This window comes from Haloferax sp. Atlit-109R, assembly GCF_003665865.1.
In the GTDB taxonomy this organism is placed as follows: Archaea; Halobacteriota; Halobacteria; order Halobacteriales; family Haloferacaceae; genus Haloferax; species Haloferax volcanii.
Genome location: NZ_QPLO01000002.1, coordinates 968,767 through 983,451, shown reverse-complemented (window position 1 = coordinate 983,451; position 14,685 = coordinate 968,767). Strand labels below are relative to the sequence as shown.

General features: G+C 71.3%; 13 protein-coding genes. 6 read left to right on the top strand and 7 right to left on the bottom strand.

What is annotated here, in order from left to right:
* Positions 1-108: 108 nt before the first annotated feature.
* Positions 109-1,800, bottom strand: a complete 1,692-nt coding sequence (mutL, locus tag DVK03_RS13525; RefSeq protein WP_115803238.1) for a DNA mismatch repair endonuclease MutL — start codon at positions 1,798-1,800, stop codon at positions 109-111.
* Entirely contained in the window at positions 1,797-4,565 is a 2,769-nt protein-coding gene (gene mutS, locus DVK03_RS13520; RefSeq protein ID WP_115803236.1) for a DNA mismatch repair protein MutS, read from the bottom strand. Before mutS ends, mutL begins: the two co-directional genes overlap by 4 nt.
* Before the next feature lie 207 nt (positions 4,566-4,772).
* On the opposite strand from mutS, the gene DVK03_RS13515 reads away from it, so the two are divergent.
* The 6 genes from DVK03_RS13515 (at position 4,773) to yciH (ending at position 11,944) form a co-directional block, all read left to right on the top strand.
* Positions 4,773-5,729, top strand: a complete 957-nt coding sequence (locus DVK03_RS13515) for a MoxR family ATPase (RefSeq protein ID WP_004062958.1) — start codon at positions 4,773-4,775, stop codon at positions 5,727-5,729.
* A gap of 5 nt (positions 5,730-5,734) precedes the next feature.
* Positions 5,735-6,763, top strand: a complete 1,029-nt coding sequence (locus tag DVK03_RS13510) for a DUF58 domain-containing protein (RefSeq protein WP_115803234.1) — start codon at positions 5,735-5,737, stop codon at positions 6,761-6,763.
* Positions 6,760-9,009 carry a transglutaminase domain-containing protein gene (locus DVK03_RS13505; protein ID WP_115803233.1) on the top strand — a complete coding sequence of 750 codons (2,250 nt, stop codon included), beginning with the start codon at positions 6,760-6,762 and terminating at the stop codon, positions 9,007-9,009. The genes DVK03_RS13510 and DVK03_RS13505 overlap by 4 nt, the downstream gene beginning before the upstream one ends.
* A 52-nt stretch (positions 9,010-9,061) precedes the next feature.
* Positions 9,062-10,360 (top strand): hypothetical protein, encoded by a 1,299-nt coding sequence (locus DVK03_RS13500; RefSeq protein WP_115803231.1) that lies wholly within the window; start codon positions 9,062-9,064, stop codon positions 10,358-10,360.
* Positions 10,361-10,525: 165 nt separating this feature from the next.
* On the top strand, positions 10,526-11,584 hold the full coding sequence (locus DVK03_RS13495; protein ID WP_115803334.1) for a hypothetical protein: 1,059 nt from the start codon (positions 10,526-10,528) through the stop codon (positions 11,582-11,584).
* Positions 11,585-11,650: 66 nt separating this feature from the next.
* Positions 11,651-11,944, top strand: a complete 294-nt coding sequence (gene yciH, locus DVK03_RS13490; RefSeq protein WP_004041826.1) for a stress response translation initiation inhibitor YciH — start codon at positions 11,651-11,653, stop codon at positions 11,942-11,944.
* Positions 11,945-12,066: 122 nt separating this feature from the next.
* Here yciH and DVK03_RS13485 read toward each other — a convergent pair whose 3' ends face one another.
* The 5 genes from DVK03_RS13485 to DVK03_RS13465 form a co-directional block, all read right to left on the bottom strand.
* On the bottom strand, positions 12,067-12,432 hold the full coding sequence (locus DVK03_RS13485; protein WP_004062953.1) for a rhodanese-like domain-containing protein: 366 nt from the start codon (positions 12,430-12,432) through the stop codon (positions 12,067-12,069).
* A complete protein-coding gene (locus tag DVK03_RS13480) occupies positions 12,433-12,996 on the bottom strand; it encodes an NUDIX hydrolase (protein WP_006601135.1) in 564 nt (187 codons plus the stop codon).
* A complete protein-coding gene (locus tag DVK03_RS13475; RefSeq protein ID WP_115803230.1) occupies positions 12,993-13,478 on the bottom strand; it encodes a DUF5809 family protein in 486 nt (161 codons plus the stop codon). Before DVK03_RS13475 ends, DVK03_RS13480 begins: the two co-directional genes overlap by 4 nt.
* Before the next feature lie 24 nt (positions 13,479-13,502).
* A complete protein-coding gene (locus tag DVK03_RS13470) occupies positions 13,503-14,021 on the bottom strand; it encodes a DUF5810 domain-containing protein (protein ID WP_004041830.1) in 519 nt (172 codons plus the stop codon).
* A gap of 263 nt (positions 14,022-14,284) precedes the next feature.
* The gene (locus DVK03_RS13465) at positions 14,285-14,632 is read right to left on the bottom strand and encodes a HalOD1 output domain-containing protein (RefSeq protein ID WP_115803229.1); all 348 of its coding nucleotides are present in this window, start codon (positions 14,630-14,632) and stop codon (positions 14,285-14,287) included.
* Positions 14,633-14,685 lie beyond the last annotated feature (53 nt).

Here is a 14,685-nt window from a genome sequence, read left to right as displayed (position 1 = left end):
CCGGGCGCACAAATATAGTAATCATTCGGTAACTATTCCCGCACGAGCCACCGCGCCACTTCGCACGACTCCGTCGGGGTGGCTCGACAACGTTGCTCCCAAGGAATGCTACCCGAGCCGACCGCTTCGTCGGCCGAATCCGCGGACGAACGTCTCCTCGTCGATGGCGAGCACCGTGGGTCGGCCGTGCGGGCAGGTGTAGGGCGTCCCGCACGAGCCGAGGCGCTCGACTAACCGCGCGGCCTCGTCGTCGGTGAGGTCGTCGCCGGCTTTGATGGACGGGTGGCACGCGAGGTCTTTCAGCAGTTCGTCCCTCGGGTCGGCGTCGTCGCCGGCGGCGACGTCGGCCACCACGTCCGCGAGCGCGTCCGGGGCGAACGGGCGACCGAGCGGTGCCGGGACCGCTTCGACGCGGTACGTTCCGGTTCCGTCCCCCTCGCCGAACTCGACGACGCGGAACCCCAGTTTTTCGACGAGGTCGCGGTTCGCGTCGAGGAGCGCCGCGTCGCCCGGCGACAGCGAGACGGTCGCCGGCGGGTCGACGGCGGCCGAGTCGATGCCCGCCGATTCGACCGCCTCGCGGAGTCGCTCGTAGTTGATGCGCTCGTGGGCCGCGTGCTGGTCGACGACGAGGAGTTCGTCGTCGGCCTCACAGAGCAGGTACAGGCCGCGGAAGCGCCCGATGACGCGGAGGTCGTCGAACACCGAGGCGGCCTCGACGGGCGCGAGCGAGCTATCGAGGTCCATCGCCACCTCGCCGCTCCGCCGGAGGTCGGCCGTCGAGAGCGCGTCGCGGACGCTCGCCTCGACCGCCTCGGCGACCGCGTCGGCGTCTCTGAAGCCCACCTCGTCCTTCGCGGGGTGGACGTTGTGGTCGACCCACGCGGGCGGCAGGCGGACTCTGACCACGCCGACCGGTTCGCGCCCGTCGGGAAGCAGCGTCCCGTAGCCGTCCGCGACCGCCCGGCGGAGTCGCGGTTCGGCGAGAGCGCGGCCGTTGACCGAGACGTGGACGTGGTCGCGTCGGGACCGCGTCACCTCGGGATGACAGAGCGCGCCGTCGACGTCGACCGTGGCCGTCTCGCCCGCGGCCTCGACCTCCCGCGCCGCGTCGAACGTCGAGGCGTGGCTCGCGGCGTCGCGGCCGTACACCGCCAAGAGCGCGTCGGCGAAGCGGCCGGTGCCGGGCGTCGCGAGCGTCTCGCGGCCGTCGTGTCGCAGGACGAACCGCACGTCCGGCCGCGTGAGCGCGTAGCGCGTGACGACCGCCGAGACGCGGGCGAACTCGGCTTTCGACGACGCGAGCGACTTCCTCCGCGCCGGGCGGTCGGCAAACAGGCCGGTCACGTCGACGGTCGTCCCGCGCGCCCGACCCGCGGGCGAGACGGTCTTGTCGCGCTCGCCACCGGGCGCGTTCTCGCCGCCGTCGACGACGACTCGCGTTCCCCGCGGGCCGCCGTCGTTCGTCGTCAGTTCGAGGCGGGCGGCGGCCGCGGCGATACTCGGGAGCGCCTCGCCCCGGAAGCCGAGCGTCTCGACGGTTTCGAGGTCGTCGGCCGCCGCAAGCTTGCTCGTCGTGTGTCGCTCGACCGCGAGCGCGGCGTCGGCCTCGGCCATCCCACGACCGTCGTCTGCGACGCGGATTCGGTCGGTGCCGTCGCCGTCGACGTCGGTTTCGACGGTCTCCGCGCCGGCGTCGAGCGCGTTTTCAATCAGTTCGACCACGACGCTCGCGGGCCGGGCGACGACCTCGCCGGCGGCGATTTTCGACCGCGTCTCCGGGTCGAGTCGGTGAATCATTCGAGTCTTCCTTTGAGGTCCGACAGGAGGTTCAGCGCCTCCAGCGGCGTGGTGTCCACGAGGTCGGCCTCGCGGAGCGCCTCGGCGACGGCTTCGAGTTCGGGGTTCGGTTCGGTCGTTTCGGCCGTCGCGGTCGCTCGGCTCGGATTCTCGCTCTCTCGGTGGCCGTTCTCCAGCCCATCGACGTAGGCCGCGAGCGTGCCGTCTTCGGCGGCCTCGTCGACCTCGCCGTTCGCGGCGGCGGCGACGCCGTCCCTTCCTGTGTCGGTCGCGCGCTCGGCGTCGGCGTCGGTCTCGGGTTCGTCCACGAGGGTCCGCGCCCGCTCGACCACGCTCGCGGGCACGCCGGCCAACTGCGCCACTTCGACCCCGTAGGACGACGACGAGGGGCCGTCGGCGACGCTGTGGAGGAACGTGACCTCGCCGTCGCGCCGCGCGGCGGTGAAGTGGAGGTTGAACACGCCCGCGCGGTCGTCGGCCGCGTCGGTCAGGTCGTGGTAGTGGGTCGCAAACAGCGTCGTCGCGCCGACCTCGTCGTGGAGGAACTCGGTGGCGGCACGGGCGATGGCGAGGCCGTCGGCGGTGGAGGTGCCGCGGCCGACCTCGTCGAGGAGGACGAGCGAGTCGCCGGTGGCGTTGTGGAGGATTTCGGTCAGCTCGCTCATCTCGCGCATGAACGTGGACTGGCCGCCCGCGATGTCATCGGACGCGCCGATGCGGGTGAACACGCGGTCGAGGACCGGCAGTCGGGCCGACTTCGCCGGGACGAAGCTCCCGACCTGCGCGAGGAGTGTGACGAGCGCCACCTGCCGCATGTACGTCGACTTCCCGGACATGTTGGGGCCGGTGACGAGCGCGACGCTCCCCCGCGGGAGGTCCGCGGGGTTCGGCACGAACTCGTCCTGCGCGCGCTCGACGACGGGGTGTCTGCCGGCGTCGATGCGGATGCCGGCGCTCTCGTCCGTGTCGCCCGCGTGGAACTCGGGTCGGGCGTAGTCGTTCGTCACCGCCACGTCCGCGAGGGTTCGGAGCACGTCGAGGTCCGCGAGGGCGTCCGCGACGGCCTGAACCCGGGCCGATTCGGTCGCCACGTCGGCGCGCACCTCGCAGAACAGGTCGTATTCGAGGGCGTCGGCGCGGTCCGAGGCGCGGAGAATCTCGTCCTCGCGCTCCTTCAGTTCGGGCGTGTAGAACCGCTCCGAGTTCTTCAGCGTCTGTCGGCGCTGGTAGTCGTCGGGGACGCGGTCGAGGTTCGGGTTCGTCACCTCGATGTAGTAGCCGTGGACCTGATTGTAACCGACCTCCAGCGAGTCGATGCCGGTGCGCTCCTGCTCGCGGGCTTCGAGGTTCGACACCCACTCGCGGCCCGCCTCGGCGGTGCCGCGGACGTCGTCCAGTTCGGCGTCGAAGCCGTCGGCGATGACGCCGCCCTCGGTAATCTCCTGCGGCGGGTCGGAGACGACCGCGTCGCCGACGAGGTCGCGCACGTCTTCGAGCTCGTCCAGCGAGTCGCGCAGGTCCGAAAGCAGGTCGGAATCGGTTCCGGCGAGCGCCTCGCGGATTTCCGGCACTCGGTCGAGCGTCGTCTTCAGCGAGCGCAGGTCGCGGGCGTCGGCGCGCTCCCGGGAGACGCGGGCGACGAGCCGTTCGAGGTCGTACACCGACGAGAGGTGGTCTCGGAGGTCGGCGCGGGCGAGCGCGTCGTCGCAGAGGGCCTCGACGGCGTCCAGTCGGGCCTCGATTCGGTCGCGGTCGACGAGCGGGCGGCGGAGCCACGCCTCCAGTCGGCGGCGGCCGAGCGCGCAGGCCGTCTCGTCGAGGACCGAAAACAGCGTGCTTCCCGCCCGGGCGCTCCGCGACTCGAACAGTTCGAGGCTCCGGATGGCCGTCGCGTCGAGTTGGAGGAACTCGCGGGGGTCGAACCGCGTGACGCGGGTGACGTACGCCAGTTTCGAGTCGCCCTGGGCGTACTCGGCGTAGGCGAGCGCCGCGCCGACCGCCCGGAGTTCGGCGTCCGACTCGACCACGGCGTCCGGCCGGGGCGCGTAGGCCGACAGCGTCTCGCGGGCCGCGTCGGCGTCGAACGCCCCCGGTTCGAACGGCGTCTCCATCGGGTCGAACGACAGGTCCGGGAGGTCGCAGTCGGGACCGACGACGAGTTCGGCGGGCGCGAGGCGTTCGAGTTCTTCGAGCGCCAGCGCGCGGTCCGCACCGGTGACGAGGCATTCGCCGGTCGACACGTCCACGACGGCGAGGCCGTAGGTGTCGCCCTCGGCGTCGTCGTCGCTTCCGTTCTCGCCGTCGCCGCCGCCCCGAGCGACCGCCCCGAGGTAGGTCGCCCGCCCGGCGTCGAGCAGTTCCTCGTCGACGACGGTGCCGGGCGTGATGAGTTGGGTGACCGCGCGGTCGACGAGGCCGGACGCCTCCTCGGCGTCTTCGACCTGTTCCGCGAGCGCGACCCGGTAGCCGGCGTCGAGCAGGCGTTCGAGGTAGCCCGCGGCGTTGTCGATGGGGATGCCCGCCATCGGCCACGTCCCGGTGGAGTCCTCGCGCTGGGTCAGCGTCACCTCGCAGGTGCGGGCGACGGCCTCCGCCGCGCCGCAGAACGCCTCGTAGAAGTCGCCGACCTGAAACAGCACGACGGCGTCGTCGTGTTCCTCGCAGAGGTCGGCGTACTGCGAGAGCATCGGCGTCAGGTCGTCTCGCACTGCCAGCATCTCCGGCGGCGCGCCGTACACCGCCTCCCGCTGGGCGTCCGCGTTCATACCCACAAGGCGGGCGGCCGAGCAATAAAAACGGCCGGGAACGATGCGGTGGGCGGTCGCCCGTCCGCGCCGCCGCCCGCGACTGCGGCGTGTGGGCGACCAGCAAGGCCAATGTACACACCCAGCAAGGTTAGGTAGGCTGAGGCAATACTAACACGCAGAGACCCGTCGGCGGTGCGGACGGTCGGCGGGGCATCCGGGATATCAATGACTGATGCACATGCAGACGCCGACTTCGACCCCGCGCCCTCGGTCGAGGCGGTGTCGGACCTCGCGACACGAATCTCCGAGAACGTCGAACGGGTCATCGTCGGCCACCACGACGCCATCGAAGACATCATCGTGGCGCTGTTCGCCCGCGGTCACCTCCTGTTGGAGGACGTGCCGGGCGTCGGCAAGACGATGCTCGCCCGCGCTATCGCCACCTCGATAGAGGGGGAGTTCGAGCGCATCCAGTTCACGCCCGACCTCCTCCCGTCCGACGTGACGGGCGTGAACGTGTTCAACCAACAGACCAGCGAGTTCGAGTTCCGCGAGGGACCGGTCTTCGGGAACGTCGTCCTCGGCGACGAGATAAACCGCGCGCCGCCGAAGACGCAGGCCGCGCTCCTCGAAGTCATGGAGGAGCTTCAGGTGACCGTCGACGGCGTCACCCGCCGCGTCCCCGACCCGTTCACCGTCATCGCCACGCAGAACGACGTGGAACCCGACCGGACGTACGACCTCCCGCTGGCCGAACTCGACCGGTTCATGAAGAAGATTCACCTCGGCTACCCCAACGAGGCCGAGGAGACGGAACTGCTCGGCCGCGTCTCGGGCCACCATCCCATCGAGTCGCTCGAACCCGTCGCATCGGCGGGCGACGTGCGCGACGCCCGCGAGCGCATCCTCGACGTGACGGTGAGCGAGCCGGTCCGCAGCTACGTCTCTCGGCTCGCCGCCGACACCAGAGCGCGCGCCGACCTCGGCGTGAGCCCCCGCGGCTCCATCGCCCTCGTCCGCGCCGCGCAGGCCCGCGCCGCACTCGACGCCCGCGACTACGTCGTCCCCGACGACGTGCAACGCGAGGTGCGGAGCGTCTGGGCCCACCGCATTCGGACGACCGACGAGCGCGCCGGCCGCGACGTGGTCCAGCGGGCGCTCGACACCGTCCCGGTCGAGTGAGAGCGATGCGGCTCACCCTCCGCGGCTGGGTCGCCGTCGCGGTCGTGGTCGTCGGCGTCGCCAACGCCGTCGCCTACGGCCCGCGGGCGCTCAACGCCGTCGTCGTCCCGGTCGCCGTCGGCCTCGTCGTCGGCGCGGTGCAGGTCTGGCGCGTCTCGCCGCCCCGCGTCGAACGCGTCGCGCCCGACGACGGCTTCCCCGGCGAGACCCACACCGTCTCGCTCGATATCGACGCCGACCGGCCGTTTCCGGCCACCGTCACCGACGCGCTCTCGCCCGGTCTCGACGGCGACACCGTGGTCGATTCGGTCGTCGGTGACGGCCGCATCGACTACGAAGTGACCTACCGCGGTCGCGGCCCGGCGACGCTCGGTCCGGCGACCGTCGTCGCCCGCGACATCCTCGGCCTGTTCTCGACGTCGTTCACCGCCGGCGGGACGACCGAAGTGCTCGTCTTCCCGCGGGTCCGGTCGCTCGGCGCGACCGCCCGCCGCGACCTCTCGGCACTCGCGGACGCGGGGCGAACCGACGAGCGCGCCGAGTTCGACCGCCTGCGGGAGTACGTCCCCGGCGACCCGCTCCGCGACATCCACTGGAAGTCGAGCGCCAAGTCCGGCGACCTCGTGGTGAAAGCCTACGCCGACCGGGTCACGGCCGACGCGGTGCGCGTCTCGGCCGGCGCGACCGACGGCCACGAGGACGACGCGGCGGAGGCGGCCGCGGCGCTCTGCTGTGCGCTCCTCGACGCCGGGGTTCCGGTCCACCTCACCTCGCCCGCGGGGGTCGTCGAGGCGACGCCCGGCGACCGACGGCGCGTCCTCGGCCACCTCTCGCGGCTCCGCTCGGGGTCGGTCCCCGACGAGACCGCCGCGGTCGTCGTCAGCGGCGACGCCGGGAAGACCCGGGTCGCGCTCGGCGGCCGCGAGACCACGTTCGACCGCCTGCGCGCCGACGGCGACGCAGTGGGTGGGTCGAACCGGAATCCGGCGAGTCGCGTCGGAACCCGCCGACCCGACTCGGGGGTGTCGGCGTGACGGTCGCCGGCGAGTCGTCGTCCGGTTCAGCCGGCTCGACGAACACCGTCTTCGGCGTCCCCGCGGGCCTCCTCGCCACGGCGGCGTCGTTGGTCCTCATCGGCGCGTTCCTCGCGGTCGTCTACGACATCACGGACGTGGTGGGCCGCCGCGACCAGTTCGTCCTCCTCGCTGCGGGGACGCTCGGCCTCGCCACCGTGGTGGGGTGGACACTCCGCCCCCGCTACGCGCTCGGCCTCGCGGTTCTCATCGCCGGCGGCGGCTTCGCGGCGTACTTCCTCGCGCTCCCCGAGAGCCAGGTCGCGCTGCTCTCGCCGGAGCGCCTCCTGGCCGACACGTTCGCGCTCCTCAGCGGCCTCTCGGCGCTCCGGCTCCTGTCGGCCGACGTGTGGGCGCTCGCGGTGACGCCCGGCCCGGTGTTCCTCGCGTGGTATCTCGCGGTCCGCGGGCGAATCGCGCCGGCCGTCGCGGTCGCCGGGAGCGGCCTCGGCCTGTTCGTCCTCACCACCGACGCGACGGGGACGCTCACGCTCCTCGGCGTCGGCGCGGGCATGGCCGCGGTCGGCTTCGACGGCATCGACCGCTTCGGGAGCGCCGGCGGCCAACTCGACGTGCTGACAATCGTCCTCGCCGCGATGGTCGTGCTCTCTGCTACCGTCACGGTCCTCCCCGGCGCGGGCGGGTCGCCGGTCATCCCCGACGGGGGCGTGGCCGAGGAGCCGACCGTCGAAGCCAGCCTCGTGAGCGCGGACGACCGCATCTCAATCGTCGGGAGCATCAGTCTCTCGCCGCAGGTCCGCTTCGAGGTCCAGAGCACCTCGCCGGACTACTGGCAGACCGCGACGTTCGACCGCTACACCGGCGACGGCTGGGTCAGGACCGGCGACACCCGCGACTACGAGGGCGGCCGGTTGACCGGTCCCGAAGGCCCCTCGCGGCTGGTCCGCCAAACCGTCACGCCGGCGACGCCGCTCGATTCGATGCCCGCGGCGTGGCGGCCCGTCGCCGTCTCCGGCGAGGTCGAAAACGAGACGCTCGTCACTCAACAGGGGAACCTCCGGCCCGACCGCACCGTCGAAATCGGGGAGACCTACAACGTCACGAGCGAGGTCCCGCAGCACACCGCGGCGTCGCTCCGGCGGACGGGAACCGACTACCCCGACGAGATACGCGAGCGGTATCTCGCGCTGCCCGACAGCACGTCCGACCGCGTTCGCGACCGCGCCGCCGAAATCGCGGGCGACGCGGAGACGCCCTACGACAAGGCCGTCGCGGTCGAGGAGTGGCTCGAAGCCAACAAGGAGTACTCGCTTCGGGTGTCTCGACCCGACGGCGACATCGCCGAGTCGTTCCTCTTCGAGATGGACGCCGGCTACTGCACCTACTACGCCTCGACGATGGTCGTGCTCCTCCGCTCTGAGGGCGTCCCCGCGCGGTTCGTCACCGGCTACACGACCGGCGAGCAGGTCGGTGACGACCGCTACGTCGTCCGCGGCCTCGACTCCCACGCGTGGGTCGAAGTCTACTTCGAGGACACCGGCTGGGTGCGCTTCGACCCGACGCCCGCCGGCCCCCGAGAGGACGCGGAATCGACGACGCTCAGCGACGCCCGCGACGAGGGCCAGACGGGCATCGACACCGACGAGACGGACGCCGAGTCCAACGAGACCGACGAGCCCACGCCGACCGCGACCGACACCGAGACGCCGACCGAAAACGGGACCGAGACGAACGCGACGCCCGCCGACGGCAGCCCGCCGGGCCCCGGTATCGACGAGCGCCTCGGCGTCACCCCCGCGGGCGACGGCGCGGCCGAAGACGACGAGGGCGGCGGCCTCATCCCCGAACTGCCGTCTCGGGAGACGCTGTTCGTCGGTCTCGTCGGCCTCCTCGGCGTCGCCGCCGGCGTCAGGCGAACGCGGCTCCCGGCGCACCTCCGGTTTGCGACCGCGGCGTACCAGCGGCGCACCGACTCGCCGGCCGCCGACGTGTTCCGGGCGTACGACCGCCTCGAACTCGCCCTCGAACGCGAGTACCGGCCGCGTCGCCCCGGCGAGACGGTCAGGGCGTATCTCGACTCGCTGTCCCTCGTCGGCGTCGACGAGCGGACCCGACAGGTCGGCCGCCTCTACGAGCGCGCGAAGTACGGCGACGGCGTCACCCGCGCCGACGCCGACGAGGCCGTGGCCGCGGCGAACGCCGTCGTCCGCGGTCGTCTGCCGCTCGTCAGACGCTGGACGGACTGAGCGGCACGAAGAACCGCGTCACTTTTTCTGCGTGCGCTCGCACGAACGCCCAATGGCGACACGAGACGCTGTCTTCGCACTCCTGTGTGCCGCCCTCTGCGTGCTCGCCGTGGTCGCGCCGACCGCGGCCGCACAGGAGAGCACCGCGAGCGGTCCGGGCGTCGAACCGCTCGTCCAGCAGGGCGTCGAACCCGACAGCACGCGAATCGTCGTCGAGGTCTCCGAGCGCGGCGACGCCCGCTGGGAGATTCAGTACTGGACCCGGCTCGACGACGAGAACACGACCGAGGCCTTCCGGTCGCTCCAAGACGACGTGCGGGCCAATCCCGACGACTACACCGCGGCGTTCGCGGAGCGCATCGCCTCGACCGTCGGGGCCGCCGAGAACGCCACCGGCCGGGAGATGGCCGCGACGAACGTCTCGGTCGCCGCCGAGACGCGGTCGCTCCCCGATAGCTTCGGCGTCGTCAGCTACTCCTTCGAGTGGTCCAACTTCGCGGCGGTCGACGGCGACCGACTCGTCGTCGGCGACGCCATCGAGGGCTTCTTCCTCGACAGTAGCTCCCGGCTCATCCTCTCGTGGCCCGACGACTACGGCGCGACGACCGTCGAGCCCGCGGGCGACGAGACCCGCGAGAACGCGGTCATCTGGCGCGGAACCCAGACCGAGTTCGTCTCGGGCGAGCCGAACGTCGTCCTCGAACGCGGCGCTGGCGGCTCGGAACCCTCGGCGACGCCCACGCCCACACCGACGCCGGGCGACTCCGAGACGCCCGCCGCGGGCGACGACCCGTTCCCGACGACGACCGCGCTCATCGCACTCGCGCTCGCGCTCGTCGTTCTCGTCGGTGCCGGCGCGGTCTATCTCCGCTCGCGGGGCGCGCTCGGCGGCGGCGACGGCGGTGCAGACGCGGCTGGCGAGACAGACGCCGGAGTGTCCGCCGAGGCGACTTCCGCGAGCGCGGGCGAAGCCGGTTCGGAACCGGCGGCCGACGACGCCGCGACCTCGCGGGCGACCGCCGATGCCGGTGCAGATACCGCCGCCGCCGACGATACCGACGAGTCCGACGCGAGCGACGACGGCGAGCCGAGTCCGCCGCCGGAACTCCTCAGCAACGAAGAGCGCGTCCTCCGGCTCATCGAGTCCCGCGGGGGGCGCATCAAGCAACAGGAGGTCGCCGGCGCGCTCGACTGGACCGACGCGAAGACGAGCAAGGTCGTCCGCGGGATGCGCGACGAGGGGACCATCGAGGGCTTCCGCCTCGGCCGCGAGAACGTCCTGCGACTGCCCGAAGACGACGACGGAGGCGCGGACGCCCCCGACGGCGACGGCGACTCGAACGGGGTATAAATTTCTTACGACCGTTTCGGTCGGTGGTCGGTTCCTAATCGGGAGACGGCGTCGCCCCGAACGCGACTCTCAAACTGCCGTTGACTGGGGTTGATTCGGGGGCACGACCGCACGCTTATATCGGAACGGAGTTCCAAAACGAGGGTGATGAGTCGACGAACCGCTGTGCTCGCCGTCGCTGCCGCCGTGTTGCTGGCGACGGTGGGCGCACCGCTCGCTCTCGCCGCCTCGGCCGGACCGACGGGAACGGCGGCCGCGGCCACCGATGGTTCGGTCGCCGCGCCCGTCGCACAGACGACCGCGAACGACAGCGCGACCACCGACACGGCGGGCAACGACAGCGCCGCGTCGTCGGAGACGCTTCCCGGGCAGCGCCTGTCCGCCGTCATCGGCGTACAGGGCTCGGAGACCAACGGCGAACTCGAACGCCGCAGCTTCGACGCGCGCTTCGCGAACGCGAACTCGAACGCCTCGAAGGCCGCGGTCGTGGCCACGCAGGTCGAGACGGTCCGCGAGCGCCTCACCGAACTCGAACAGCGCAGGGACCGCCTCGAAGCCCAGCGCGAAAACGGGACGCTCTCCGAGGGCCAGTACCGCGCGCGACTGACCCGGACGGTCGCCGACATCGAGCGCACTCGGAGCATGCTGAACCAGACGACTGACGCCGCCTCGACGGTCCCCGCCCAAGAGCTCTCGGCCCGCGGCGTCGAGACGGCCGAACTCGACCGGCTCCGCACGAACGCGAGCGAACTCACCGGCCCCGAAGTGGCCGAAATCGCCCGCGGAATCGCGGGGAACCCCGGCAAGGGCATCGGCCGCGAGCGCGCCGCAAACGAGACGGAAACCGACGCCGGCGGACGACCCGACGACGCGGGGCGGAGTGACGCCCCGGGAAACTCGCGTTCTGAGGCGAGCGACCGCGCCGCGGACGCCCGCGCCGACGCCGGGAACGCGACCAACGGAACCGAGACCGACGGAAACGCAACTAACGGAACCGTGACCGATGTGGCCGGTGGCGAATCCGACGGGGCCGCCGACGGCCCGGACCGCGGCAACGCCCCGGAGACGCCGCCCGGGAACGACAAGCGGGCGAAGGACGCCGACGGGAGCGATGTCGCGGTACCCCCCGCCGACGAGCGGTCCGACGACGATACGACCGCGACCGACGACGATACGACGGACGACGAATCGGAAACGTCGTCCACGGACGACTCGGGCGCTTGAGGGCGCGGACGGCGACCCCGCCTCCCGATACTGTTTAATATCCCCATCTTGTAGGTCCACACTGTAATGTCGGAAGTCTGCTCGACGTGCGGGCTCCCTGAAGAGCTCTGCGTCTGCGAGGACGTGGCGAAAGAGTCTCAGGAGATAGTCATCCGCATCGACGAGCGCCGCTACGGAAAAGAGGTTACAGTCATCGAGGGATTCGACCCGAGGGACGTCGACATGGACAGCCTGTCGTCGGACCTCAAGTCGAAGTTCGCTTGCGGTGGAACCGTCGAAGACGATTCCATCGAACTCCAAGGCAACCACCGCGGCCGCGTGGAGGACTTCCTCCGCGAAAAGGGGTTCAACGTCGCGTGACCGACCTCTGAGTTAGCCCGCCGTCGAGATTTTTTCGAAGCAAGCCAGCGCGCGCGAGCCGTTAGTCCGCCAATTCCCCGACCGTTCGCGTCTCCAGTCGCGTCACCGCCCAGCGACGCCGTTCAGTTCCTCTCGTCGCCGTCTTCTTCGTCGCCGTCCGCACCCTCGTCGAGGCCCTCTTCGAGCGGGCCGTCCCACGCCGCGAGCCCGCCGGCCATGCTCTGGATGCGGGCGTCTTCGGTCCCCTCGTAGGCCGACAGCAGGCGGACGGCCTGCACGCTCGCCTCGCCCCGCGGGCAGACGGTGACGATGCGTTCTGCGCCCGCGACGCGGTCGAGATGCGAAACGAGGTTCGAAAGCGGGACGTTGATGCTCCCCGGCACGTGCCCGAGCGCGAACTCCGCCTCCGTGCTCACGTCCACGACGAGCGGCGGGTCCTCGCCGGCGAGGAGTTCTTCGACTGCTGCGGGGGTGACCTCGTCGACCATTTACAGCAGGCCCTCGTCGCGGGCGAAGAGCACGCCCTCGACGGTCGCGTCGTTCGTCGGCGGTTCGGTCGCCCGCTCGATGGCTTCCTCGACCGGCACGGCGCGGACCGAGAGGAACTCGTTGTCGTCGAGGTCGCGCTCGACCGGCGTGAGGCCCTCGGCGAAGACGAAGCCGCGGCGGTGCCGGAGGACGCCCGTCGAACACCACACGTCGCCGATGACCGACGCCGAGTCGGCGGCGAAGCCCGTCTCCTCGCGGAGTTCGCGCACCCCGGCGTCGGTGAACGACTCGCCCTTCTCGACGACGCCCGCGGGCAGTTCGAGCTGCGTCTGGCGGATGTTCGGCCGGTACTGCTCGACGAAGACGACGTGGTCGTCCGCGACCGCGACGACGACGACCGCGGTCGCCAGTTCGGCCCAGTAGTAGCGCTTCGTGGTTCCGTTGGGCTGTTCGACGAGGTCGTAGCCGCCGGTGAACCAGCCGGTGTCGTACTCGGTTTCGGACTCCAGTACGCGCCACTCGGGGTCGGGCAGGCGCTCGTGTCGGCGGCCGTCGTCGGTCATCGGTCCGCTCCGGTCGCGTCGCTCTCGGATTCAGTCTCACTCCCGTCGCCCTCGGCTTCCTCTCCGAGGAGCGCGTCGCGGTAGATGCGGCCGAAGGCGTTGCGTCGGAGCGTGCTGACGGCGGCGTCCTCCTCGTTTTGGAATGTCGTCGCCAGCACCGTCTCCGCGAAGGGGACCGCGTGCCACGCGACGCGCTCTACGTCGGGGTTGCCGAGTTCGACCACCTCGTACTCCTCGTGGGTCGAACGCCAGTCGTCGAACTCGGCGCGCGTGCCGACCGTGACCGAAAGCGACTCCGCGAACAGCGCGTTCCGGACGGTCTCGATTACGTCGCCGGTGACGCGTTCGCTGTACTCCTCGCGGTCGAACTCCATCGCCTTGGCCGTCTCGCGGACGACCACCTGTGCGGTCGGTCCGACGCGGTCGAAGGCGGCCTCGGCCTCGTCGAGCGACGCCGGCGCAATCGTCCCGTGGGTTTCCATCGCCAGTCGGTTCGGGGTCCGGACTTACGACTCTTTCCTGTCCGCGCCGTCGGTCTCCTCGCCGCGGTCGTCGGCATCGGTGGCGTCGCGGGCGTCGTCGCCGTCCCGCGGCGCGTCCTCACGCTCGCCGTTCTCGCCGTCCTCGCCGTCGTCCGCGACCATCTCGCGGGTGAGCGACTGCGCCTCCTCGAAGATGCGCGCGGCGTCACCCGACAGCGACTCCGACCCGCCGGCCCCGCCGAACGGTTGCGGCTGTCGGTCGGGGATGTCGTGGTCGTGTTCCTGTCCGTGCGGGTGAGCATGGCCGGGGCCGCCCGTGCGGTCGACCGTGTCTTCGAACACCTCGTCGAACTCGCGTTCCTCCGCGAGGTCGGCCACGAGCGGGCCGAGCGAGTCGGCGTTCAGGTCGGCCCACTCGGGGGCGTGTTCGTCCAGCCACGTCTCGTGGTCGTCGCCGTGGACGATGGCCTGTAACGCGAGGTGGTTCGCGAGGTGCGTCTCGTCGCGTTGCGGCGCGTCGCAGACCGGACAGGCGTATCCCATGCCCGCCGGTAGCGGCTCTGTGTACCAAAACCCGTCGCACTCTCGCGTCGCCCAGTGTCGCGTTGCGTCGCGTCGTGTCGTTTCGTGTCGCATCGCGCCGCGTCGGCGTCGTCGGTCGTCAAAGGAAATGTGGCCGCCTCGCCCGCGTGGTGATGGTGGTGGTGGGTGCGGGCGGCGGTCGGCAGTCGCGGCACCCCCGTGGAGTGCGGCGTAGTGTGGTGGTTGTGGTGGTGGGATTACCGATTCGTTCGTGTGTCGATGCGTCAGGCGGGCGTGACGATGACCGTGCCGTCGGCCCAGACGGTCACGTCGCAGGCAGCGTACCGGAACCCGATTCGACCGCGAGCGGGCGCTATCGACCCGCGAGTGCCGCCGTCGGTCGCCGCCACCCGCGCCAGCGGGGCGAACAGTTGACAGAGCGCGTCGGGGTCGATAGCCTCGGACAGCGGTGGGAGGTCGATGGCGTCCACGCCGTGCAGTTGAGCGGTCGCGGTGACGACCGTCACCGCCAGAGTGTCTCGTCTGCTCCAGTCGTGTCGGGCGACGACCTCGTCAGTCGACCCCGTATTCCATCCCACATCGTTGCCCGGTAACACGCGAGTTTCGTCCATGGTTCGGTTCGCGCCGGCGCCTCGCCGACATCCGCACCGATGACGCTCGCGGG